Source organism: Rhizobium sp. 05N49 (genome assembly GCF_056396805.1).
Map to the genome: position 1 here is coordinate 184870 of NZ_JBFTME010000010.1, position 24598 is coordinate 209467.

General features: G+C 60.6%; 24 protein-coding genes and 1 pseudogene. 23 read left to right on the forward strand and 2 right to left on the reverse strand.

What is annotated here, in order from left to right; all coding sequences use genetic code 11:
- Position 1: 1 nt before the first annotated feature.
- The 6 genes from livM to AC1DF8_RS21175 all read left to right on the forward strand — a co-directional run bounded on the left by livM (position 2) and on the right by AC1DF8_RS21175 (position 5773).
- Positions 2-1432 carry a high-affinity branched-chain amino acid ABC transporter permease LivM gene (gene livM / locus AC1DF8_RS21150; RefSeq protein WP_478154816.1) on the forward strand — a complete coding sequence of 477 codons (1431 nt, stop codon included), beginning with the start codon at positions 2-4 and terminating at the stop codon, positions 1430-1432.
- Positions 1432-2298: an ABC transporter ATP-binding protein gene (locus AC1DF8_RS21155; RefSeq protein WP_112543988.1), complete on the forward strand. Its 867-nt coding sequence runs from the start codon at positions 1432-1434 to the stop codon at positions 2296-2298. The genes livM and AC1DF8_RS21155 overlap by 1 nt, the downstream gene beginning before the upstream one ends.
- Complete coding sequence (locus AC1DF8_RS21160) at positions 2298-3029, forward strand: ABC transporter ATP-binding protein (protein WP_112543989.1); 732 nt, start codon at positions 2298-2300, stop codon at positions 3027-3029. The genes AC1DF8_RS21155 and AC1DF8_RS21160 overlap by 1 nt, the downstream gene beginning before the upstream one ends.
- A gap of 25 nt (positions 3030-3054) precedes the next feature.
- A complete protein-coding gene (locus AC1DF8_RS21165; protein ID WP_112543990.1) occupies positions 3055-3408 on the forward strand; it encodes a DUF6867 family protein in 354 nt (117 codons plus the stop codon).
- Positions 3409-3526: 118 nt separating this feature from the next.
- Positions 3527-4648, forward strand: coding sequence for a branched-chain amino acid ABC transporter substrate-binding protein (locus tag AC1DF8_RS21170; protein ID WP_478154819.1), 1122 nt, complete (start codon positions 3527-3529; stop codon positions 4646-4648).
- 156 nt (positions 4649-4804) lie between these two features.
- Complete coding sequence (locus AC1DF8_RS21175; RefSeq protein ID WP_478154821.1) at positions 4805-5773, forward strand: 2-hydroxyacid dehydrogenase; 969 nt, start codon at positions 4805-4807, stop codon at positions 5771-5773.
- A gap of 19 nt (positions 5774-5792) precedes the next feature.
- Here the strand turns inward: AC1DF8_RS21175 and AC1DF8_RS21180 are convergent, their stop codons facing one another.
- Together AC1DF8_RS21180 and AC1DF8_RS21185 are read right to left on the reverse strand one after the other, a co-directional pair.
- Positions 5793-6704, reverse strand: a complete 912-nt coding sequence (locus AC1DF8_RS21180; RefSeq protein WP_112971179.1) for a response regulator — start codon at positions 6702-6704, stop codon at positions 5793-5795.
- Positions 6697-10080: a hybrid sensor histidine kinase/response regulator gene (locus AC1DF8_RS21185; protein ID WP_478154823.1), complete on the reverse strand. Its 3384-nt coding sequence runs from the start codon at positions 10078-10080 to the stop codon at positions 6697-6699. Before AC1DF8_RS21185 ends, AC1DF8_RS21180 begins: the two co-directional genes overlap by 8 nt.
- A gap of 219 nt (positions 10081-10299) precedes the next feature.
- Here AC1DF8_RS21185 and urtA point away from each other — a divergent pair, with 219 nt between their 5' ends.
- From urtA to AC1DF8_RS21270, 17 genes and pseudogenes are all read left to right on the forward strand, one after another.
- A complete protein-coding gene (gene urtA, locus AC1DF8_RS21190) occupies positions 10300-11592 on the forward strand; it encodes an urea ABC transporter substrate-binding protein (RefSeq protein ID WP_478154825.1) in 1293 nt (430 codons plus the stop codon).
- Between the two features lie 106 nt (positions 11593-11698).
- Complete coding sequence (urtB, locus tag AC1DF8_RS21195) at positions 11699-13318, forward strand: urea ABC transporter permease subunit UrtB (RefSeq protein ID WP_478154827.1); 1620 nt, start codon at positions 11699-11701, stop codon at positions 13316-13318.
- Positions 13315-14395, forward strand: a pseudogene (urtC, locus tag AC1DF8_RS21200) (urea ABC transporter permease subunit UrtC); the annotation flags it as partial. The gene urtB and the pseudogene urtC, both read left to right, overlap by 4 nt.
- An 87-nt stretch (positions 14396-14482) precedes the next feature.
- Entirely contained in the window at positions 14483-15238 is a 756-nt protein-coding gene (gene urtD, locus AC1DF8_RS21205) for an urea ABC transporter ATP-binding protein UrtD (RefSeq protein WP_112543998.1), read from the forward strand.
- Between the two features lie 75 nt (positions 15239-15313).
- On the forward strand, positions 15314-15832 hold the full coding sequence (locus AC1DF8_RS21210) for a hypothetical protein (protein ID WP_478154829.1): 519 nt from the start codon (positions 15314-15316) through the stop codon (positions 15830-15832).
- An 18-nt stretch (positions 15833-15850) separates the two neighbouring features.
- Positions 15851-16546 (forward strand): urea ABC transporter ATP-binding subunit UrtE, encoded by a 696-nt coding sequence (gene urtE / locus AC1DF8_RS21215; RefSeq protein WP_113204493.1) that lies wholly within the window; start codon positions 15851-15853, stop codon positions 16544-16546.
- Positions 16547-16722: 176 nt separating this feature from the next.
- Entirely contained in the window at positions 16723-17547 is an 825-nt protein-coding gene (locus AC1DF8_RS21220) for an urease accessory protein UreD (RefSeq protein WP_112544000.1), read from the forward strand.
- A 20-nt stretch (positions 17548-17567) separates the two neighbouring features.
- Positions 17568-17870, forward strand: coding sequence for an urease subunit gamma (locus tag AC1DF8_RS21225; protein ID WP_112544001.1), 303 nt, complete (start codon positions 17568-17570; stop codon positions 17868-17870).
- A 10-nt stretch (positions 17871-17880) separates the two neighbouring features.
- The gene (locus AC1DF8_RS21230) at positions 17881-18132 is read left to right on the forward strand and encodes a DUF1272 domain-containing protein (protein WP_112544002.1); all 252 of its coding nucleotides are present in this window, start codon (positions 17881-17883) and stop codon (positions 18130-18132) included.
- 10 nt (positions 18133-18142) lie between these two features.
- Positions 18143-18448: an urease subunit beta gene (locus tag AC1DF8_RS21235; protein WP_112544003.1), complete on the forward strand. Its 306-nt coding sequence runs from the start codon at positions 18143-18145 to the stop codon at positions 18446-18448.
- Positions 18449-18476: 28 nt separating this feature from the next.
- Positions 18477-18887: a lysozyme inhibitor LprI family protein gene (locus AC1DF8_RS21240; RefSeq protein ID WP_112971172.1), complete on the forward strand. Its 411-nt coding sequence runs from the start codon at positions 18477-18479 to the stop codon at positions 18885-18887.
- Positions 18888-18903: 16 nt separating this feature from the next.
- The gene (locus tag AC1DF8_RS21245) at positions 18904-19527 is read left to right on the forward strand and encodes a Urease operon accessory protein (RefSeq protein WP_478154833.1); all 624 of its coding nucleotides are present in this window, start codon (positions 18904-18906) and stop codon (positions 19525-19527) included.
- 3 nt (positions 19528-19530) lie between these two features.
- Positions 19531-21243: an urease subunit alpha gene (gene ureC / locus AC1DF8_RS21250; RefSeq protein ID WP_478154835.1), complete on the forward strand. Its 1713-nt coding sequence runs from the start codon at positions 19531-19533 to the stop codon at positions 21241-21243.
- Positions 21244-21252: 9 nt separating this feature from the next.
- On the forward strand, positions 21253-21936 hold the full coding sequence (locus AC1DF8_RS21255; protein ID WP_478154837.1) for a TIGR02117 family protein: 684 nt from the start codon (positions 21253-21255) through the stop codon (positions 21934-21936).
- Positions 21937-22343: 407 nt separating this feature from the next.
- Entirely contained in the window at positions 22344-23207 is an 864-nt protein-coding gene (locus tag AC1DF8_RS21260) for a GGDEF domain-containing protein (protein WP_112544007.1), read from the forward strand.
- 85 nt (positions 23208-23292) lie between these two features.
- On the forward strand, positions 23293-23892 hold the full coding sequence (locus AC1DF8_RS21265; protein WP_478154839.1) for an urease accessory protein UreE: 600 nt from the start codon (positions 23293-23295) through the stop codon (positions 23890-23892).
- A gap of 6 nt (positions 23893-23898) precedes the next feature.
- Positions 23899-24570, forward strand: coding sequence for an urease accessory protein UreF (locus AC1DF8_RS21270; protein WP_478154841.1), 672 nt, complete (start codon positions 23899-23901; stop codon positions 24568-24570).
- The last annotated feature ends 28 nt before the right edge of the window (positions 24571-24598 follow it).

The window sequence follows — 24598 nt, forward strand, 5'->3', positions numbered from 1 at the left end:
CATGGCAAACATCGACACTTCCGCTGGCAAGTCCGACGCCGGGCTTGTCCAGAAGGGGCTTAGGGAAGCCTTCTTCTCCGGCCTCATCGCACTTGGCCTGTTCGTTCTCTATGTCGGTCTCGGCACGCAGCAGAACATCAACAACGAGCTGATTGTCGTTCAGCGCTGGGGGCTGCTGGCCATTTTCGTGCTGGTCGCCGCCATCGGACGTTTCATCGTGGTCGTTTTCGTCAGGCCGCATCTTGATCAGCGCAAGCTTTTGAAGGCGCGTCATGGCGATCTGGAGATCTCGACGGAAAAAGGCTTCTTCCGGACGCATTTCCTGAAGTTCGCGCTGCTTTTCCTGGTGGTTTATCCGCTGGCAACCGCCTATTTCCTCGGCCCGCAGGGGGCGCTGAAATGGGTGGACAATTTCGGCATCCAAATCCTCATCTACGTGATGCTCGCCTGGGGCCTGAACATCGTCGTCGGTCTCGCCGGCCTGCTCGACCTCGGTTATGTCGCCTTTTACGCAGTCGGCGCATATTCCTATGCGCTGCTTTCGGCCCATTTCGGCCTGTCCTTCTGGGTTCTGCTGCCGCTCGCCGGTATCTTTGCGGCTCTCTGGGGCGTCATTCTCGGTTTCCCGGTGCTGCGCCTGCGCGGCGACTATCTGGCGATCGTCACACTTGCCTTCGGTGAAATCATTCGTCTGGTCATCATCAACTGGACGGAAGTCACCAAGGGCACCTTTGGTATTTCCGGAATCGCCAAGGCATCGGTCTTCGGCATCTGGAGCTTCGATGTCGGCAAGGCGAACAATTTCGCCAAGGTCTTCGGACTGCCGTCGTCATCGGCCTATTACAAGATCTTTCTGTTCTACGTCATCCTGGCGCTCTGCATGCTGACCGCCTATGTGACGATCCGGTTGCGGCGCATGCCGATTGGCCGTGCATGGGAAGCGCTTCGCGAAGACGAAATCGCCTGCCGATCGCTCGGCATCAATACAGTGACGACGAAGCTGACTGCTTTTGCCACCGGTGCGATGTTCGGCGGTTTCGCCGGCTCCTTCTTCGCCGCCCGTCAGGGATTCGTTTCTCCGGAATCCTTCGTGTTCCTGGAATCGGCCGTCATCCTCGCCATCGTCGTCCTCGGCGGCATGGGTTCGCTGACGGGTATTGCGATCGCCGCCGTCGTCATGGTCGGGGGTACCGAAATGCTGCGCGAACTGGACTTCCTCAAGACCGGTCTGACATGGGGCAATACGACGATCATCCCCGGTTTCGGACCGGAATTCACGCCCGAACTCTATCGCATGCTGGTCTTCGGCCTCGCCATGGTCATTGTCATGCTGTTCAAGCCGCGCGGTTTCGTCGGCTCGCGTGAGCCGACTGCCTTCCTCAAAGAGCGCAAAGCGGTATCCGGAAGCTTTACCAAGGAGGGCCACGGTTGATGAGCCCTGTCGAGAACACGATGTCGAATGACACTTTGCTCAAGGTCGAGCACCTGTCGATGAAGTTCGGCGGCCTGATGGCCATCAACGACTTCTCCTTCGAGGCCAAGCGCGGTGAAATCACCGCGCTGATTGGCCCGAACGGTGCGGGCAAGACGACCGTCTTCAACTGCATCACTGGTTTTTACAAGCCTACGATGGGCATGATTACGCTGACGCAGAGCAGCGGCAAGCAGTACCTTCTCGAGCGCCTGCCGGACTTCCGCATCACCAAGGAAGCCAAGGTTGCCCGTACCTTCCAGAATATCCGCCTGTTCTCGGGCCTCACCGTTCTGGAAAACCTGCTGGTCGCCCAGCATAACAAACTGATGAAGGCTTCGGGCTTCACGGTGCTTGGTCTGCTCGGTATCGGTCCCTACAAGCGCGAAGCGGCTGCTGCCATCGAGCTTGCGCGCCACTGGCTGGAGAAGGCCGACCTTATCGACCGCGCCGACGATCCGGCCGGCGACCTGCCTTACGGCGCCCAGCGTCGTCTGGAAATCGCTCGCGCCATGTGCACCGGTCCGGAGCTGCTTTGCCTCGACGAGCCGGCTGCCGGTCTCAATCCGCGTGAATCGGCAGCGCTCAATGCCTTGCTGAAAGGCATTCGCACCGAAACCGGCACTTCTATCCTGCTTATCGAGCACGACATGTCGGTCGTCATGGAGATTTCCGACCACGTCATCGTTCTGGAATACGGCCAGAAGATTTCCGACGGAAGCCCCGACCACGTGAAGAACGACCCGAGGGTTATTGCAGCCTATCTTGGTGTCGAGGATGAAGAAGTCGAAGAGGTCATTGCGACCGTAGAAGGGGGCGCAATCTGATGGCGGCCGGTGAACAGCTTCTCAAGGTTCAGGGCGTCGAGACCTATTACGGCAATATTCGCGCGCTCGCCGGCATCGATGTCGAGGTGAAGAAGGGCGAAATCGTCAGCCTGATCGGCGCCAACGGCGCCGGCAAGTCGACGCTGATGATGACGATCTGCGGGAGCCCCCAGGCCCGTACCGGCTCGATTGTCTTCGACGGCCAGGATATCACCAAGCTGCCGACGCATGAGATCGCGCGGTTGCGCATCGCGCAGTCGCCCGAAGGACGACGCATCTTTCCGCGAATGACCGTGCTGGAAAATCTCCAGATGGGCGCCGGTCTCGATAATCTCAAATACTTCCATGAGGATGTAGAAAAGATTTTCGTTATGTTCCCGCGTCTTAAGGAGCGTCAGTCGCAGCGTGGCGGCACGCTTTCGGGTGGCGAACAGCAGATGCTTTCGATCGGCCGCGCGCTGATGGCGCGCCCGAAGCTGCTGCTGCTCGACGAACCGTCGCTCGGCCTCGCTCCGCTGATCGTGAAGGGCATCTTCGAAGCCATCAAGATGCTGAACGAGAAGGAGGGGCTGACCGTCTTCCTCGTGGAGCAGAACGCATTCGCAGCGCTCAAGCTGTCGCACCGGGCCTATGTGCTGGTCAACGGCAAGGTAACGATGAGCGGCAGCGGCAAGGAACTGCTTGCGAATCCTGAGGTGCGTGCTGCCTATCTCGAAGGCGGGCGGCATTGATCGCGGCAGAAGGGAGAGTTTGATTATGCAGGGACTTTTCTTCGAAAGCGACAACGGCGTGAAGCTCGTCATCCGAGCGCTCGTTGTGCTCATCGGTTTCTGGACGGCGTGGCGCGCCGGCAGGGCGGTTGCGGACGGCTGGAACAACTACTCCTTGGTTGTCGTCTACACCTTCCTGCTCGCCTGGGCGATGCAGTTCCTGCATCATGCGCTGTTTGACGGCCCGATGCTCAGCGCCCTCTTCTACATCATCGATTTCGTAACTCTGCTGGTCTTCTCGACAGCCGGGTTCCGCTATCGCCGTACCAATCAAATGGTCAACAACTATTACTGGCTGTACGAAAAAACTTCCGCGTTTTCGTGGAAGGAGAAACATTGACAGCCCGTTGAAACTAGGCATGAATTGCCTTCAGAGCGGAACAGCTTTCCCGGCGCAGTCAAAGGTGGGGTTTGCGTCGGGCCTTGGAAGAACCCGCCCAAAAATTGGGAGTAACAATATGAAGAAGTCTCTCTTGTCAGCGGTGGCACTGACGGCGATCGTCGCGTTCGGCGGCGTCGCACGAGCTGACATCGTGATCGGCGTTGGCGGCCCGCTGACGGGTCCAAACGCTGCGTTCGGCGCACAGCTTCAGAAGGGTGCCGAGCAGGCAGCCGCCGACATCAACGCTGCTGGCGGCATCAACGGCGAGCAGATCAAGATCGAGCTCGGCGACGACGTTTCCGACCCGAAGCAGGGCATCTCSGTYGCGAAYAAGTTCGYTGCTGACGGCGTSAAGTTCGTWATCGGCCACTTCAACTCGGGCGTTTCSATCCCGGCTTCCGAAGTCTACGCYGAAAACGGCATSCTCGAAATCACCCCGGCTGCTACGAACCCGGTTTTCACCGAGCGTGGCCTGTGGAACACCTTCCGCACCTGCGGCCGTGACGACCAGCAGGGCGCCATTGCCGGCAAGTATCTGGCCGACCACTTCAAGGACGCCAAGATCGCCGTCATTCACGACAAGACACCTTACGGCCAGGGTCTCGCTGACGAAACCAAGAAGGCTCTGAATGCCGCTGGCGTCACCGAAGCCATGTACGAAGGCGTCAACGTCGGCGACAAGGACTTCTCGGCTCTCATCGCAAAGATGAAGGAAGCCGGCGTTTCGATCATCTACTGGGGCGGTCTGCACACCGAAGCCGGTCTCATCATCCGCCAGTCGGCCGACCAGGGCCTGAAGGCAGCGCTCGTTTCGGGTGACGGTATCGTCTCGAATGAACTCGCCTCCATCGCTGGTGACGCCGTTGCCGGTACGCTGAACACCTTCGGCCCGGATCCGACTGTCAACCCGGCCAACAAGGACCTCGTCGCGAAGTTCAAGGCCGCCGGCTTCAACCCGGAAGCTTACACGCTCTATTCCTACGCTGCGCTGCAGACGATCGCTGCTGCTGCCAAGGCTGCCGGTTCTACGGACGCTGAAGCCGTTGCCGCGGCCATGAAGGAAAAGGGTCCGTTCCCGACCGTTCTCGGCGAGATCTCCTTCGACGAAAAGGGCGACCCGAAGCTTCCGGGCTACGTCATGTACGAATGGAAGAAGGGCGACGACGGCAAGTACAGCTACTTCCAGAAGGCCGACTGATTTCAGTCTCTGGCAGATATGGAAGCCCGGTCATCGACCGGGCTTCTTTCGTTTGGCCTGCGCAGTTCGAGATCGCAGTCTTTGCGGGTTTGAAGGCCATTCCATTCCTGGCCTTCTTGGCCTAAGCCAAAGGTAAAGGATGGAGGACCCAGATTCATGCCAAAACCCCGCATTCTCGTCACCCGGCGCTGGCCCGCCTCGGTAGAGGCCGTGCTCGCAGAGCGTTTCGATGTCTCGCTCAACAGGGATGATGTGCCGCTCGGCGAAAGCGAGCTACGCCAGGCGCTGGCGGACCATGACGCGGTGCTGCCGACCGTTTCCGACAAGCTGCCGGAAGCGGTGTTTGCCGGCGATATCCGTACGAAGATCCTCGGTAATTTCGGGGTGGGTTTCAATCACATCGATATTGCCACCGCAAAGGCCAAAGGCATTGCGGTGACGAATACGCCTGGGGTACTGACCGATTGCACTGCCGATATCGCCATGCTGCTTCTGCTTTCCGTGGCCCGTCGCGGCGGCGAGGGCGAGCGGCAGGTGCGTGCCGGCGAATGGAAGGGCTGGTGCCCGACGCATATGATCGGCACGAAGGTGACCGGCAAGACTGTGGGTATTATCGGCTTCGGGCGAATCGGCAAGGCTTTCGCGCAGCGCTGCCATTTTGGCTTCGGCATGGACATCGTGTTCTATAACCGTTCGCAGGTCGACCCGGGGGAGGCGGCACGTTACGGCGCGCGTCAGCTTGGTTCGGTGGAAGAGGTGCTCGCGGCTTCCGATTTCGTTTCACTCCATTGCCCTGGAGGAGCGGAGAACCGGCATCTGATGAATGCAGAGCGGTTTGCAGCAATGAAGCGGGGCGCTTTCCTCATCAATACGGCGCGAGGCGATGTCGTCGATGAGGCGGCGCTGACAGCGGCGCTTGCGAACGGCACGATCCGCGGCGCCGGGCTCGATGTCTACGAGACGGAGCCGCAAGTGCCGGAAGCGCTGCGACGGATGGAGAATGTCGTTCTGTTGCCGCATCTCGGCAGCGCGACGGAAGAGACGCGCACGGCGATGGGGATGAAGGTCGTGGAGAATGTGACGGCGTTTTTCGAAGGCCGCGAGGCGCCGGACCGCGTCATCTGAGGGCGCTGCTTGCTATCCCTCACATCTCATGCAGGGCATGCGCCGCCTTGACGGCGGCGGATGCCCTGTTTTCGACCCCGAGCTTCACATAGATCTGTTCGAGGTGCTTGTTCACCGTTCGCGCAGAAAGTCCGAGGATCTCGCCGATATCGCGGTTGGCCTTGCCCTTGGCGATCCACATCAGCACTTCGGATTCGCGCTGTGTCAGCGCAAAATGCTGGCGCAGTACTTCGTCGTCGTTGCGCTGATTGGCGGCGGTCAAGCGGAAGAGATATTCGTCGGGGCCGATGGCGCCGAGGAAGGCGAGCTGCAGGGCAGCCTGGCCGGCATGGGCGATGGAAATCAGGGCATCGCGCGCGGCTGCGGCGCGTTCCTTCATCCAGTTGCCGATCGTGCGGGAGACGACTTCCATACCGTCGTCGCTCCCCATCGCGGCGTTGACGAGGCGGGTTGCCTGCGGCGTCGACCAATGGATCGCGCCGTTGCCTTTCACAGCCAGCAAATGGCGGCCAGCGGCATCGAGGGCGACGCGGGCGCTTTGCGCCGAGCGGGCATTGCGCAGGTGAACGCGGATGCGGGCACGCAGCTCGTCGATGTTGATGGGCTTCGACAGGTAATCGACGCCACCGGATTCCAGCGCATGGACCACATGCTCGGTTTCGGTGAGCCCGGTCATGAAGATGACGGGCACCTGGGCGACGGCGGCATTGGCCTTTAGCCTGCGGCAGGTCTCGAAACCATCCATCGCCGGCATGACAGCATCGAGCAGGATGAGATCGGGCGTGATGCGCTCGACGATACTGAGAGCCGCCGAGCCCGATGTGGCGATCAGAACGGAAAAGCCAGACTGTTCCAGCGCATCCGTCAGGAAACCAAGCGCTTCTGGCGAATCGTCGACCAGCAGAACGATATCGCGCGGAAGCTCAGCCAACGGATTCACCCTTTTCTTCGAACTTGTGCAGGAAATCCAGGAAGCCGGCGAGATCGAAGGCGCCGACATAGGAACGGAGTTCCTCGGTGAATGGCTGATTTGCCTCTACCTTGGCAAGGTCTGCGAGCTTGGCTTCTATGCCCCTGATGTAGCCGATTTCGCCAAGGCGCAGCAGTTCCTGCACATGTGCAGCACCGGGGCTCCTGAGCGGCAAGCTGGCCGCTGCCGGCGCCGGTGTCTGATCGTCGGCATAAAGCCATTTCAGGCCGAGATGCAGGGCAAGCTTGTCGCGCAGTTGTTTGAGATCGACCGGCTTGCCGATCGAATCATTATGGCTGTCGTCGCTGTCGCTGTGAGCGGCGGCATCGCCGATATTGGCTGAGAGCATCGCAATCGGTGCAGTGCGCCCCGTTTCGCGCAGCCGGGAAACGAGCTGCCAGCCGTTCATGCCGGGCATGGAAATGTCGACGAGGAAGAGATCCGGCTCGATGCCTTCGACCAGCGTCAGGCAATCGGGGCCGCTTGCGGCCGTCAGCACGATGAAATCGAGCGGGACCAGAATTTCGCGCATCATCTCGCGATGGTCCTCGTTGTCATCGACGACGACGATGGTGCGACGCGGGCCGTCATAGCTGACGATCTTCTTCTCCTGCGGCGGCGCAGCGGGGCGCATGACCGCCGACAGCATGAGGCGGACACGGAAGGTCGATCCCTTGTCTTTTTCGCTCGCCACGGAGATTTCGCCGCCGAGCGTGTTGGTCAGAAGTCTCGTGATGGTGAGGCCAAGCCCGAGGCCGGGCATCGGGCGCACACTCTCCGCCTCGCCGCGCTGGAAGGGCTCATAGATGCGCGCCAGATCCTTCTCTGCAATGCCGCGGCCTGTGTCGGAGACGGTGAATGTGGCGACCTGGMTGCGATAGCCGACATCGAAGGTGACGCTGCCTTCATCGGTGAATTTGACGGCGTTCGAAAGCAGGTTGACGAGGATCTGGCGAAGCCGCTTCTCGTCGGTACGCACGAATTGCGGCAGTGCCTGAGAGCGGTCGTGGATGAAGGTGAGGCCCTTTGCCTGCGCCTGCGGGCGGAACATATCAATGATCTGATCGAGGAAGTCCTGGATGTTGATCTCGTTCGAATAGACCTGCAGGCGGCCGGCCTCGATCTTAGAAATATCCAGAAGGCCATCGATCAGGCCGGAGAGATGTTCGGCGCTGCGGCGGATGACCTTGATAGAGGACTGGCGCGGCGGGGGGATCGTCTCGTCGCGTTCGAGGATCTGCGCGTAACCGAGAACGGCATTCAGCGGCGTGCGCAATTCGTGGCTGAGGCCCACAACGTAGCGGCTCTTTGCGCGGTTGGCAGCCTCGGCCGTTTCCTTGGCAGTCTGCAGCGCGGCGTCGGTCTTCTTGTGAGCGGCGATTTCCTTGAGGAGCAGCGCGTTCTGGCGGGAGGATTCCTCCTCGGCAACGACGCGGCTGTCATGGGCAAGCACATAGAACCAGCAGGCGATGCCGGCGATAACAGAGAAGACGAAGAAGACGATCAGGATCGTGCGGTTGACGACTTCGGCGGTCTCCGGCGAGGCGGAACTCACCTGATGGGCAATCATCGCAAGGATTGCCCCGACGGCCGTCAGCGCCAATGCGACAGCGATGCCGTAGCGGCCGAGCCGGGTCGTCAGTTTCTGGACAATGGTTTCCGGCAGCAGGGTCTTTGCGACGGCGCCGACCTGCGCGTTGAAGCGGGCGTTCGGCTTACACATGTCGTGGCAACGGCTGTCGAGCGAGCAGCAGAGCGAGCAGATCGGTGCTGCATAGGCGGGGCACCAGGCCATGTCCTCGGGCTCGAACGGATGTTCGCAGACAGAGCAGGTGATGGTTGTCAGGTTCTTCCAGGCATGGCGCGGCTTGCGGGCGAGATAGAATTTGCCCTTCGTTATAAAGGCGATGGCAGGTGAGGTGACGAGCGCGATCACCAGCGTGATGTAGGGGGCAAGCGAGGCGGCGACCGACCCGAAAACACCGAAATGGGCAATCAGCGCGACGCCTGCCGACAGTGTCATTGCGCCGAGGCCGACCGGGTTGATGTCGTAGAGGTGGGCGCGCTTGAATTCGATGCCGGGAGGGGCGAGACCGAGCGGCTTGTTGATGAAGAGGTCGGCCGAGATCGTGCAAAGCCAGGCCATGGCGATGATCGAGAAGATGCCGAGTGTTTCTTCGAGCAGCCGGTAGATGCCGAGTTCCATCAGCAGCAGGGCGATCGCCACGTTGAAGACAAGCCAGATGACGCGGCCGGGATGGCTATGCGTCAGGCGCGAGAAGAAGTTCGACCAGGCGAGCGAGCCGGCATAGGCGTTCATCACATTGATCTTCAGCTGTGAGACCACGACAAAAGCGGCCATCAGCAGCAGGGCGGCATTGTGCCAGGGGATCATGTAGCCGAACGCGGTCAGGTACATTTGCGCCGGGTCGGCGGCGCGGTCGACAGGTACGCCCGAGGTGAAGGTCAGTACCACGAGGAAGGAACCGGCGAGCAGCTTCGGGGCGCCGATGATGACCCAGCCGGGGCCAGCGAGGAAGACGGCGAGACGGTGGCGCCATTTGCGCTGCGGGTCGGGCGGCAGGAAGCGCAGGAAGTCCGCCTGTTCGCCGATCTGCGACATGAGCGCCAGGATGACGGCGGATGCCGCGCCGAATTCGACGAGGTTGAAATCTGCTGTCGTGCCGGGCGGGCCAGAGGCGTGACGAATGCCGGCAAAGGCACGCCAGACATCGAACTGCTGCCAGTCCATCAGGGCGATGAAGATGAAGGGCAGGATATTCAGGACGATCCAGAAGGGCTGGGTTATCAGCTGGAACTTGCTGATGAGGCGTACGCCGTGCGTAACGAGCGGGATCACCATGACGGCGCTGATGATGTAGCCGATCCACAAGGGTATGCCGAGCGTCAGCTCCAGCGCGCCCGACATGATCGAGGCCTCGATCGCAAACAGCATGAAGGTGAAGCTGGCGTAGATCAGCGAGGTGATGGTCGAGCCGATATAGCCGAAGCCGGCGCCGCGCGTCAGCAGATCGATGTCGACGCCGTGGCGGATCGCGTAACGGCTGATCGGCAGGCCGATCGCCAGCATGGCGATGGAGGCGACGATGATGGCGAAGAAGGCATTGGTGGTGCCGTAGGAGAGCGTGATGGCGCCGCCGATCGCTTCCAGCGCCAGGAAGGAGATGGCGCCGATCGCCGTCTGCGAGATACGCTGGGAGGAGAAGCGTCGGGCGCTCTTGGCGGTAAAACGCAGCGCGTAGTCTTCCAGCGTCTGGTTGGCGACCCAGCGATTATATTCGCGTCGCACTGGAATGATGCGTTGGCGCGCTGCCATGCGGTTCCTTCAGGCTTTTTGTTCCCCTTGTGACGCTTTCGTAACACGGATCATCTCGGCGCTTAAGAGTGCGGTGCAGCGCAAAACTGCACATTTAGCCCCGTCGGCTACGTCAATCGACGTATACGGTTTTGCGATGCAGCACCCGATAGTTCTTTAAGCAACAGTTAATCACCGTTTCCGGCCTGTTGCGGAACAAGAAGAGGGGAGTTCAACCAGATGAATCTCAGATCCACAATTACGGGCGCAGCGCTCGGCGCGGTTATGGCCGCATCGGCTGCCTTCCATGGCGCAGTTGCTGCCGACGACACGATCAAGGTCGGCGTTCTGCACTCGCTCTCCGGCACGATGGCGATTTCCGAAACCACGCTGAAAGACGCCATGCTGATGCTCATCGACGAGCAGAACAAGAAGGGCGGTCTCCTCGGCAAGAAGCTCGAAGCCGTCGTCGTCGACCCGGCTTCCGACTGGCCGCTCTTTGCCGAAAAGGCACGCGAGCTGATCGAAAAGGACAAGGTTGCGGCCGTTTTCGGTTGCTGGACCTCCTCTTCGCGCAAGTCGGTCCTGCCTGTTTTCGAAGAGCTGAATTCGCTGCTCTTCTACCCGGTCCAGTACGAGGGTGAAGAATCCTCGCGCAACATCTTCTACACGGGTGCTGCTCCGAACCAGCAGGCGATTCCGGCCGTTGATTACCTGATGAACACCGAAGGCGTGAAGCGCTTCGTGCTCGAAGGCACCGACTATGTCTATCCGCGCACGACCAACAAGATCCTGGAAGCCTATCTCGAATCCAAGGGCATTCCGAAGGAAGACATCCTGATCAACTATACGCCGTTCGGTTTCTCTGACTGGCAGACGGAAGTCTCCAAGATCAAGGAATTCGGTTCGGCCGGCAAGAAGACCGCTGTCGTCTCCACCATCAACGGTGACGCCAATGTTCCCTTCTACAAGGAACTTGGCAACCAGGGCGTCAAGGCAACCGATATTCCGGTCRTTGCCTTCTCGGTCGGCGAAGAAGAGCTTGCCGGTCTCGACACCAAGCCGCTCGTCGGCCATCTCGCCGCCTGGAACTACTTCGAATCGGTCGATACGCCGATCAACAAGAAGTTCATCAAGGAGTGGCATGCCTATACCAAGAACGACAAGCGCGTGACCAACGACCCGATGGAAGCTGCCTATATCGGCTTCAATGCCTGGGTTAAGGCTGTTCAGGCTGCCGGCACGACCGACACGGATGCTGTTCTCGATCACATCATCGGTGTTTCCGTTCCGAACCTCTCCGGCGGTACCGCAACCGTGATGCCGAACCACCACATCACCAAGCCGGTGCTGATCGGTGAAATCCAGGCCAACGGCCAGTTCGAAATCGTCCAGCAGACCCCCGAGGTCGTCGGTGACGAATGGTCCGACTTCCTGCCGGACTCCAAGGACCTGATCTCCGATTGGCGCAAGCCGATGAACTGCGGCAACTTCAACGTTGCCACCGGCAAGTGCGGCGGCAAGGGTTCCTGAGTTAGCTCGTCCGACATGAGCCACAAGACTTCCGTCCGGATTTCAGATCCGGGCGGAGGCTTCGTCCCCAGCGGTCGCTGCTACGATAATTTAGGCGGGAAAGCCGATGTATCGCGCCATCAAGATCTTTCTTTTGACTGTTTGCCTGACACTGACAGGACTGACGGCTGGTCTGAAGGCCCAGGATGATGTCCACGCTCTTGTCGATGCGCTTGGCGTTGGCGGCTTTCCGGAGCGTGAAGCGGCCATCAAGGCGCTCGTCGCGTCCAAGGATGCGCATGTCAGCCAGATATTGCAGCAGCTGAGCGACGGCCTGCTCTATGTGAATTCCGACGAGGGCGGTCCTGTGCTCGTTCAGGGCGGCACGGATGATGAGCCGACCTATTCCGATCCACTCACCGGCGAAGCCGTTGCCGACATCGATCCCGATACGATGTCGAAGGTGAAGATCAACAATTCGCTGCGCACGCTCATCGGCACGATGACGAGCCAGATGACGCTGCTGAGCCCCGATCGCGGCGCCCGCCTTGCGGCTGCCCAGGGGCTTTTGAAGGATGCCGATCCGGCCAATCTCGACCTCTTGAATTCCGCTTTGGCTGGTGAAAAGGACGCCGAGATCAAGAGCACGATGGAAGCGGCCCGCGCCGTCATGGTGCTGAAGAGCGATATGAGCGCCGACGAGAAGAGAGCGGCCATCGATACGGTTGCCGCGCGCGGCGGCCGTGATGCGCTGACTATCCTGACCACGGCGCTGGCGACGGCTCCCGATGATCTCAAGCCTGCCATCCAGGCGCATATCAGCACCATCAACCGCAGCCTGGCGCTGTGGAATATCGTCCAGAATGTCTGGTACGGGTTGTCGCTCGGCTCGGTGCTGCTCCTTGCGGCCATCGGCCTTGCCATAACCTTCGGCGTCATGGGCGTCATCAACATGGCGCATGGCGAGATGGTGATGATCGGCGCCTACACGACTTATGTCGTGCAGGAATATATCACTACGTACCTTCCCGGCATGGCCGACTATTCGCTGGCCTTTGCCGTGCCTGCCGCCTTCGTGTTCACCGGTTTCGTCGGCCTTATCATCGAGCGCGTCGTCATCCGCTACCTCTATGGCCGGCCGCTGGAGACGCTGCTTGCCACCTGGGGCGTGTCTCTGATCCTGCAGCAGGCGGTGCGCACGGTCTTCGGCCCGACCAACCGCGAAGTACGCAATCCGAGCTGGATGTCGGGCGCTTTTGAATTCGGCGGTCTGTCGATCACCTGGAACCGTCTCTGGATCATCGTCTTCTCGATGGCGGTATTCGTGGCGCTGTTGATGCTCCTGAAGCGCTCCGCCTTCGGCCTGCAGATGCGTGCCGTCACCCAGAACCGCCGCATGGCCTCCTCCATGGGTATCCGCACCGGCTGGGTCGATGCCTTCACCTTCGCGCTCGGCTCCGGCATTGCCGGCATGGCGGGTGTCGCGCTCTCGCAGATCGACAACGTCTCGCCGAACCTCGGCCAGAGCTACATCATCGACAGTTTCATGGTCGTGGTCTTCGGCGGTGTCGGCAATCTCTGGGGCACGCTGGTCGGCGCTCTGTCGCTCGGTGTCGTCAACAAATTCCTCGAGCCCTTCGCCGGCGCCGTGCTCGGCAAGATCCTGGTGCTCGTCCTCATCATTCTCTTCATCCAGAAGCGTCCGCGCGGGCTCTTCGCACTCAAAGGAAGGGCGGTGGAAGCATGATTACGGCCTTCCTTCTCCGGTCTCTCGATCGCCGGATTTCCATTGCCATCGCCATCCTGCTGGTGGTCGCAGTTCTCGTGCCGGTGCTCAACCTGGCGACGTCGGCGGACAATCCGCTGCATGTGCCGACCTACATCATGGCCCTGTTCGGCAAGTACCTGACCTATGCGCTGCTGGCGCTGGCGCTCGATCTTGTCTGGGGCTTTTGCGGCATTCTCTCGCTCGGGCATGGCGCGTTCTTCGCGCTCGGCGGTTATGCGATGGGCATGTATCTGATGCGGCAGATCGGCCCGCGCGGCGTCTATGGCGATCCTGTCCTCCCCGACTTCATGGTCTTCCTGAATTGGAAGGAGCTGCCCTGGTTCTGGCACGGCTTCGACCAGTTCTGGTTTGCGGCGCTGATGGTGCTGCTCGTACCCGGCCTGCTCGCCTTCGTCTTCGGCTGGTTTGCCTTCCGCAGCAGGGTCAACGGCGTCTACCTCTCGATCATCACCCAGGCCATGACCTATGCGCTGCTGCTTGCCTTTTTCCGCAACGACATGGGCTTCGGCGGCAATAACGGCATGACCGATTTCAAGGAAATCCTCGGCTTCAATGTGCAGGCGGATAGCACGCGTGCCACGCTCTTTGCGGCGACCGCGATCTTCCTTGCGCTCTCGCTGATGATTGCCTCGGCGATCGTGCGCTCGAAATTCGGCAAGGTGCTGGTCGGCGTGCGTGATGCGGAAAGCCGCACCCGCTTCCTCGGTTACCGCGTCGAGCATTTCAAGCTCTTCACCTTCGTCGTCTCGGCGATGATGGCGGGCATTGCCGGCGCTCTCTATGTACCGCAGGTCGRCATCATCAATCCCGGCGAATTCGCGCCGGCCAACTCCATCGAAGTCGTCATCTGGACGGCCGTCGGCGGGCGCGCGACGCTGATCGGGCCGATCATCGGCGCCATCCTCGTCAACGGCGGCAAGACGATCTTCACCGGCCTCTTCCCCGATTACTGGCTTTTTGCGCTCGGCGGCCTCTTCGTGCTTGTCACGCTGTTCCTGCCGAAGGGCATCGTCGGCACGATCGCCCAGTATCTCGGAAAGCGGAAGCCGGTCTCGAACGGCGTGACGCCTGTTGCCGCCGAGGAGGGCGTCGAAGCAAAAATCCAGGCTGCGGAGTAGACCCATGATCCCCGACGTCAAACCCAACAGCGTGCTCTATCTCAACGGTGTCTCGGTCTCGTTCGACGGGTTCAAGGCACTCAACTCGCTCTCCATCGTCATCGAACCCGGCGAACTCCGGGCGATCATCGGCCCGAACGGCGCCGGCAAGACGACGATGATGGACATCATCACGGGCAAGACCCGGCCGGATGAGGGTGAGGTGTTCTTCAACGGCACGATCGATCTCACCAAGAAGGACGAGGCCGATATCGCCCAGCTTGGCATCGGCCGGAAATTCCAGAAGCCGACGGTCTTCGAAAGCCATACGGTCTGGGACAATCTGGAACTGGCGCTCAACCGCCGGCGCACGGTGTTTTCGACGCTCTTCTATCGCCTCTCCGGCGAGGACAAGGATCGTATCGATGAGATCCTGGAAACGGTGCGTCTGACGCATCGCCGAGATGAGCTTGCGGCCAACCTTTCGCATGGTCAGAAGCAGTGGCTCGAGATCGGCATGCTTCTCGCGCAGGAGCCGAAGCTGTTACTTGTCGATGAGCCCGTGGCAGGCATGACCGATGCCGAGACAGCGGAAACGGCAATCCTGCTCAAGGATATCGCCAAGACGCGGTCTGTCGTCGTCGTGGAGCACGATATGGGCTTCATCCGCGATCTCGGTGTGAAGGTGACCTGCCTTGCGGAAGGCTCGGTGCTGGCCGAGGGATCGATCGACTTCGTCAGTAACGATCCGAAGGTGATCGAGAACTATCTAGGTCGCTAAAAATGCAACTTCTAGGCTTGAACCTGACAGGAGAAGGCGCTCTAAAACGAGCGGTTTTTACGGTGGGGTTTCATAATGGCTTTTCTCGGAATTCTGGTCATGGCGATCGGCGGCGCGGCCGTCTGGTATTGGCGTTTTAAAATGATGCGTGAGGCTGGAAGCGAGATCATCGATTCCGTCGAGCGCATGCGGGGCGCCTACAAGCGCGGAAAGTTCCGCAAGCAGGCAGCGGTGGCACCGCTGGCTTCGATTGCCGATCCGGCGATTGCGGCCGTTGCCTTCTTCTTCTGCCTCGCCAAGGAGAAGCCGATGTATTTCGACGCGGCGAAGGATGTCGTGCGGGATCGAATGCGAGGCATCATCCGGCCGGGCGACATGGAAGAGGTGCTGGTTTTCGGCGAATGGGCGTCCAAGAACGCCATCCGCCCCGAAGACCCGATCCGCCGCTTCCGCGACCTGTGGCTGCAGGCGCTCGACATGCAGGAGCGTCAGCAACTCATCGGCATTGCCGAGGACGTGGCCGCCGTCGGTGGCGAGAAAACGAAAGAACAGGAAAACGCCTTGCAGGTGCTGAGGCGTACGCTGATGAACTGATGGGGAATGGGTGAACGGATGCTGACAGTCGAAAACGCAAATCTTCATTATGGCGCGGCCCAGGCGTTGCGTGGCATCTCGATCAAGGCCGAGATGGGCAAGATCACCTGCGTGCTGGGGCGCAATGGCGTGGGCAAGAGTTCGCTGTTGCGCGCAGTCACCGGCCAGCATCCGATATCGGCGGGAGCCATTACCTTCAACGATGCGAAGCTGAACGGCCTGCCGCCCTTTGCCCGTGCCAAGCAGGGCATCGGCTATGTGCCGCAGGGGCGTGAAATCTTCCCGCTGCTGACGGTGAAGGAAAACCTCGAAACCGGCTTTGCTCCGCTTGGCCGCCGCGACCGTAACATCCCCGACGATATCTTCAGTCTCTTCCCGGTGCTGAAGTCGATGTTGTCGCGTCGCGGCGGCGATCTCTCGGGCGGGCAACAGCAGCAGCTGGCGATCGGACGTGCCATGGTCACGCGGCCGAAGATCCTGGTGCTCGACGAGCCGACCGAGGGCATCCAGCCATCGATCATCAAGGATATCGGCCGGGCGATCCGTTATCTCCGCGATTCCACCGGCATGGCGATCCTGCTCGTCGAGCAGTATCTCGACTTCTGCCGCGAGCTTGCCGACTACGTCTACATCATGGACCGCGGCGAGATCGTGCATGAGGGCCTTGCCGAAACGCTGGATACGCCGGAAGCGCGCCGCCATCTCACTGTATGACCTCTCTGGCGATCGCGCTGGCAGATGCCGCATTTTGCGGCAGATGCCTTGCGCGTCATCCCTATGGCCCGTGGGGGCATGGGCCTTCGGAAAGCGGCACGGGACTTGCTTTGTTGCAATCAACAGAGACATTCAACGCAAGTTGCCAGACAGGATGGCTTCTGCACGGGGGTGGCATGACAGGTGCGGCGGCGGGCATCACGAGACCGCAGAGAGCGGAAGGACGCGGGCATCTCGCCGCCAAGGTGCAGGGCGGGCGTACGCGGATTCAGGAACTTTATCAGGAAGGTGCGGCAAAGATCCGCCTGCCGGATACGTTCGATGCCTCGATGGAGGCCGTCATCATCAATACGGCCGGCGGGCTGACCGGCGGCGACCGGATGAACTGGAGCATATCGGCTGGAGCGGGTACGCGCATCGATGTGACGACGCAAGCCTGCGAGAAGATCTACAAGGCATCGGCCGGAACGGCAGAGGTGACGACGCAGATCGCGGTCGGACCGGGCGCCCGCGTCGACTGGCTGCCGCAGGAGACCATTCTTTTCGATCGTGCCTCGCTGTTTCGCCGGCTGGATGTCGATCTCGATGACAGCGCGGAGTTCCTTGCCGTCGAAGCCATCCTGCTTGGCCGCACCGCCATGGGCGAAACGATGGAGACGGGGCTGTTTCGCGACCGCTGGCGCATCCGCCGCTCGGGCCAGCTTGTTCATGCCGAGGAACTGCGCCTTTCCGATGCGGTGGCGCTGCTTGCTGCAGAGCAGGCGGTGCTCGGCGGGCAGGTGGCCTTTGCGACGGTGCTTTACGCAGGGCCGATGTCCGAACCCTATCTCGCCAAGGTGCGGCCGCTGCTGGACGGGCATATGGGCGGAGCGAGTGCCTGGAGCGACAAGATCGTCGTGCGCCTTGCGGCAGCCGATGGTTTTGCGCTGAGAAAAATCCTGATCCCGGTCATTTCCGCCTTGCGCAACGGAGCGCCTGTGCCGAAAGTCTGGAATCTGTAAGTTCAACAAGCGGGTAGACGATGAACCTCACTCCGAGAGAAAAAGACAAGCTGTTGATTTCCATGGCCGCCATGGTGGCGCGCAAGCGGCTGGAGCGCGGCGTCAAGCTGAACCATCCGGAAGCCATCGCCCTCATTAGCGACTTCGTCGTCGAAGGCGCACGTGATGGCCGCCCGGTCGCCGAACTGATGGAGGCCGGAGCCCATGTGATCAGCCGCGACCAGGTGATGGAAGGCATTGCCGAGATGATCCACGACGTGCAGGTCGAGGCGACCTTCCCCGACGGCACGAAGCTGGTGACCGTTCACGAGCCGATCCGCTGAGGAGTAAGCCATGCTGGAGCTTCGACCCAATTGCGAATGCTGCGACAAGGATCTGCCGCCCGACAGTGCCGAAGCGATGATCTGCACGTTCGAGTGCACGTTCTGTGCGGATTGCGTTGACAATGTCCTCAAGGGCGTATGCCCGAATTGCGGCGGCAACCTCGTAGCCAGACCGATCCGGCCTGCGGCGAAGCTCCTGAATAATCCTGCATCCACGAAGCGTGTTCTGAAGGCCGAGGGCTGCGCGCCCAAGGCGGCTTAAGGAGAGACAGATGATCCCTGGCGAAATCATTGCTGCAAGCGGCGAGATCGAGCTCAATGCCGGCGCACCGACCGTGACGCTTGAGGTCTCCAATACCGGCGATCGTCCCGTACAGGTCGGCAGCCACTATCATTTTGCCGAGACCAATGCCGGTCTGTCCTTCGATCGCGACAAGGCCCATGGCATGCGGCTCGACATTCCCGCCGGCACGGCCGTGCGCTTCGAGCCGGGCCAGACCCGTTCGGTGACGCTCATACCGGTCTCCGGCAAGCGTGAAGTCTATGGCTTCCGCCAGCTGGTCATGGGCCGGCTTTGATCAAAAAGAAAATGACAGGAGGAAATACATGCGCTTGAAGATCGGGTTCATCGGTGCGGCGCTGATGCTGCTGGCCGCCGGTGGCGCCCATGCCGAGGACGTGGATTGCGACAATGCGCAGACACAGTCCGATATGACCAGTTGCGCGCAGGCGCGCTATGACGAGGCCGACAAGGGCCTCAACGCCCAGTACAAGCTGACGCGCGCCGCCATGGTGGCGATCGACAAGGATCTCGACGACGACATGAAGGGTGCCGAGCAGGCGCTGCTCAAGGCACAGCGTGCCTGGATCAACTATCGCGACGCGCAATGCGAGAATTACGGTTTCCAGGCCCGCGGCGGCACGATGGAGCCGATGCTGGTAGCGGGCTGCCTGGCCGACCTCACGGATGCCAGGACCAAGGAACTTAAGGAGCTTGCCGAAGGGATGGGCCAGTAAGGTGGGCAGGGCAATCATGATCGTGGGTAATGGCGACGTGGGAGAAGGCGGAGCAGAGGTCATCGACGCCGCTGACTTCGTCATCCGCTTCAACGAGTGCCGTTCTTATGGCGCCGGCGGCACGCGCACCGATGTGATTGCGGTGTGCAATACCGGTCGGCCCGCCAAGGCGATGCTCGCTTCGGAAAGCTGGCGCATCCATCCGGCCACACTCGAAGCCGCGGAAATCTGGAGCGTGCGCGATCCCGAAAAATTTGCAGCCATGCGCGCGCCGCTTGCCGTCTCTCATCCCGAGCTGGATGATTTCTGCGATGACTACACAAGCCAATTCAACGACTTCTGCGTGCAAGCTGGCAAGCTGCATCGGGTCGTTGACATCAAGATTCATGAAAGCATCGATCAGGCGCTTTCTGCCTTCTCGCCAGCACCTTATGTCGTGCCGAGCAGCGGCATGATCGTGATCGGCGACGTGCTCGACAGATTTCCCGACGATGATGTGACACTTGCCGGCTTCGGCCATGTGGGCTGGGAGTGGCATCCCTTTGCCGCAGAAAAGCAGCTCGTCGATTCCTATGTTGCGGCCGGCCGCCTGACGCGGCTTGCCGGAAAACCGCTCGCCTCTTCCTCCCAAGGAGCCTGATAGATGCCATACAAGATCTCCCGCGCGGCTTATGCCGGCATGTTCGGTCCGACCACCGGCGACAAGGTCCGCCTTGCCGATACGGAGCTATTCATCGAGATCGAAAACGACTTCACCACCTATGGTGAAGAGGTGAAGTTCGGCGGCGGGAAGGTTATCCGTGACGGCATGGGCCAGAGCCAGGTGACGCGGGCAGGCGGGGCTGTCGACACCGTCATCACCAATGCCGTCATTGTCGACCATACCGGCATCTACAAGGCCGATATCGGCCTGAGGGATGGTCGCATTGCCGCGATCGGCAAGGCTGGCAATCCGGACATGCAGCCTGGTGTCAACATCATCGTCGGCCCGGGGACGGAAGCGATCGCCGGCGAGGGCAAGATCCTCACTGCCGGCGGCATGGACAGCCATATCCATTTCATCGCTCCGCAGCAGATCGAGGAAGCGCTGATGAGCGGGCTCACCTGCATGCTCGGCGGCGGCACCGGGCCGGCGCACGGGACGCTTGCAACGACCTGCACGCCCGGCCCCTGGCATATCGCCCGCATGATCGAGGCGGCCGATGCCTTCCCGATGAACCTTGCCTTTGCCGGCAAGGGCAACGCGTCGCTGCCCGGCGCATTGCAGGAAATGGTGCTGGCCGGCGCGACCTCGCTGAAGCTGCATGAGGATTGGGGCACGACACCCGGCGCCATCGACTGCTGCCTCTCGGTTGCCGACGAATATGACGTGCAGGTGATGATCCATACGGACACGCTGAACGAAAGCGGCTTCGTCGAAGATACGATCGGTGCCATCAAGGGCCGTACCATCCATGCCTTCCATACGGAGGGTGCGGGTGGCGGTCATGCGCCCGACATCATCAAGATCTGCGGCCAGCCGAACGTCATTCCCTCGTCCACCAACCCGACGCGGCCCTATACGGTCAATACGATTGCCGAGCATCTGGACATGCTGATGGTCTGCCATCACCTGTCACCATCGATCCCGGAGGATATCGCCTTTGCCGAAAGCCGTATCCGCAAGGAGACGATCGCGGCGGAAGACATACTGCACGATATCGGCGCCTTCTCGATCATTTCCTCCGACAGCCAGGCCATGGGCCGAGTTGGCGAAGTGCTGATCCGCACCTGGCAAACGGCAGACAAGATGAAGCGCCAGCGCGGCCGTCTGAAAGAAGAAAAGGGCGATAACGACAATTTCCGTGTCCGCCGTTACGTCGCCAAATACACGATCAACCCGGCGATTGCGCACGGCCTGTCGCATGAGATCGGCTCGATCGAAGTCGGCAAGCGCGCCGACCTCGTCCTCTGGAATCCGGCCTTCTTCGGCGTGAAGCCGGATATGGTGCTGCTTGGCGGCTCCATTGCGGCAGCCCCCATGGGCGATCCGAATGCCTCGATCCCAACGCCACAGCCGGTGCATTACCGGCCGATGTTCGCCTCCTTCGGCAAGAGCCTGACGAATTCTTCCGTCACCTTTGTCTCCCAGGCTTCGCTCGATGCCGGGCTCAAGGGTCGCCTCGGCGTCGCCAAGAATCTGGTTGCCGTAAAGAACACACGCGGCGGCATCTCCAAGGCGTCGATGGTCCACAACGACCTCACCCCCGATATCGAGGTCGATCCGGAAACCTACGAAGTACGGGCGAACGGCGAGCTGCTGACCTGCGAACCGGCGACAGTGTTGCCGATGGCGCAGCGTTATTTCCTGTTCTGAGTTTCTTTCATGATCGGTGCGAAGCTGGCAGTGCGATGGCTGATACGGGCAGTCGCGGTGCTTTTGTTATTGATGGCCGGCGGCACCTTCATCCCAAGACCGCTGCTCGTGGCAGCCGAAGCATCTTCGGCGGCAGCGCCTTCAAAACGTATTCTGCTGCTTTCCGGGCCGATCCACACGGATATAGCGATCCCGCTCGATGATCGACTGCGGGCTTCCTTTCTATTCCTCGAAGATGCCGGCATTCCGGTGAGCGATCCTGCCGCACAATGGCTGGTCTTCGGGTGGGGCGGGCGCTCATTCTATCTGGAGACGCCGACCTGGGCCGATCTGAAGCCGATGCCGGTGTTTCGCGCCCTGACGATCGACAACTCGGTGATGCATGTCGATGTTGCCGGAGGTATTTCCGAAACCCATCCAGCCGTGAAAGTTCTCGATGTCGATGGCGAACGGTTCGAGAAGCTGCTCGGCTTCATCAATGACAGTTTCATCCGGGAAAACGGAGTTGTCGTGTCGGTCGGCGACAGGGGATATGGCGACTACGACAGGTTCTTCGAGGCGAGGGGCTATTTCAATGCGCTATTTGGTTGCAATACATGGACTGCCGCTGCGCTACGGACAGGCGGCTTGCGAACGGGTTTCTGGAACCCGTTGCCGCAGACGCTGGTGCTTTCGCTTAGCCTCTATAATTGAAGTATAGAGGATCTCCTGCAACCTGGCGCCGCTGACGGCGCGGCGTTATTTTTCGTTTTAACCCTTGTGTTTTCGAGGCACTGTCCCCCGTTGTTACCCTTAAAGTGAATTCTGAGCATCATTCCCCGACTAGTTGTGAAAATCAGTGGATAGACTGTGGTTTTTAAGCCATAGGTCATTCTGAAACAGGCACCGATTGTGCTCCGTAAAATCCCTTTGAAATCAAGTTTTTAGATGTATTTCCCATAGTGGTCAGGCCTGTGCCGAAAAGTTGCACTTCCTGCTAGAAAAAACAGAACGGTTGAATCCCCCGAAATCACTCGAATTTTAGCGATTGAATTAAGACCTCCGCAGCAACTGCGACCCTATCAATGGCCTGAAGACGCTGGGCAGGAAGGCCGATTCTCATGGAAAACTGGATATCGCTTCAGGCTGAGCTAGGCAGTTTCGAGCATCGCAAAACCGTTTATACTTTTGCGCTGAAGATGAGTTTTCTGGCAGTAATACTGTCCGGCTTCATCATCGTGATCACGCTGCCGCCGCTCAACTTCATGGGTGTGCTGCCGATTACCCTCGGGCATGCCATGATCTTTGCCATCATCCTCTCCTGGCTGATCGGCGGAATGGTGTCCGGCGTGCTGTCGCTCGTGGCGGGCTTTGCCATCCATGACCTGACTGTCTCCCGTGCCAAATTCGAAAAGCTCAGCCGCACCGACACGCTCTCCGGGCTCCTGAACCGGCGTGCTTTCACCGATGCCCTGGAGAGGGTGGAGGGAGACGCTTGCCTCGCCATTTTCGACGTCGACCGCTTTAAAGCGATCAACGACCGTTTCGGCCATGGCTGCGGTGATGCCGTCATTACGGCCGTCTCGGCCATGCTTTCTGCGGCTTTCGATGGCGCTTCGGTCGTGGCGCGGCTCGGCGGGGAGGAATTCGGAGTCGTCGTTCAGGGCGGGACGCCGGAGGAGCGGGTAGCGCGCATCGAAGGGGTGAGGGCGCAGATTGCAGCGCAGCCCATTCCGGCGGATGGGCACGACGTCACCATCACGATATCAGGCGGCATCGCCGATCTTCATGAGGGGCGCGACAAAGAGGCGGTCTATGCCTCCGCCGACAAGGCGCTCTATCTCGCCAAGGCACTCGGCCGCAATCGTGTCGTCCACGAGAGGGAAGGGCTGAATCACGCCTGGCACGGGCTCGTCGAAAATGGCCTCGGCGTTCAGGGTATTGCGCCTGACGAGGCGGGCCTGCTGCAGGCGTCGGGAATCTAGGGCTGCCAGTTACGAAACGTGCATTGGTGCTTGCATCGCGAAGGGCTATTTTGCATGGTCTAGGTCCCAGTTTAACGGATATCTCATGCAGCGCGTTACATCTTATCTGCCCGCCGGCACCCCTTCTTCCCACCCGACCTCACAGGTCAAGCTGCCGCACGATCTGCGGCACCTGCGCCGCAAGCTCCTGCATCTGGAGAACGGCGAGATGGTGATGCTCGATCTCAAGGAGCCGGTGCTTTTTGCCAATGGTGACATGCTGGTGCGCGAGGATGGTGAGCTGATCGAAATCCTTGCCGCAAACGAAAAGCTGTTCGAGGTGCGCGGCCGCGACCGCGCGCATCTGATCGAACTTGCCTGGCATCTCGGCAACCGTCATCTCTCTGCGCAGATCGAGGAGGATCGCATCGTGATCCTGCGCGATCATGTCATCCGCACCATGCTGCAGGGGTTGGGCGCGATGGTGCTCGACATCGAAGAGCCCTTCCAGCCGGCGCGTGGCGCCTATCATTCCCATGGCGGACATTCGCATGGTCATGATCATCACGATCACGGCCATGACCATGGTCACGATCACCACGACCACGAGCACCACGGCCATGATCACCATGACCATCACGACCATGATCATCATGACCACGAGCATGGGCATGACCACGGCCACCACAATCATAAACACGATTGACGCTTGATGGCCGAGGATCGTGAGCTGCGGGCCTTGTTGCGCCTGACGGCGTGGCTTTCGCCGGCTTTTCCCGTTGGTTCATTCGCCTATTCCGGCGGGCTGGAGCGGGCCGTGGCGGATGGGCTGGTGCGTGATGCCGACATGTTGCGGCGCTGGCTGCAGACGCTGACCGGCAACGGCTCCGTCTGGAACGACGCCGTGCTTTTTGCCGGGAGCCATCGGGGTTACCGCGATGGCGATCGTCTTACTGAGCTCGCCGGGCTTGCTGCAGCGCTTGCCGGTTCGCGCGAGCGGCATCAGGAGACGATGCTGCTTGGCGAAGCCTTTCTGACGGCTGCACAGGCCTGGCCTGACGACGTGTTCAGCCGATTGCCGAAGAGGGTCGCCTATCCGGTGGCTGTCGGTGCGGTGACGGGCGCGCATGGGATAGCGCTTGAGCAGGCGCTCGCTGCCTTTCTTCATGCCTATCTTTCCCAGGCGGTATCTGCCGGCATCCGGCTTGGTGTCGCAGGACAGAAGGATGGCGTTGCCATTCTCGCTGGGCTTGAAGCGCATGTGATGGATATTGCCGCGCGCGCTGCCCGCTCCAGCCTCGACGATCTGGGTTCGGCAACGGTTCAGGCCGACATTGCCGGGCTTCGCCACGAGACGCAGCAGACCCGGTTGTTCCGCTCCTGAGCAGGGAGATCATCCGTGCATCTGCGTC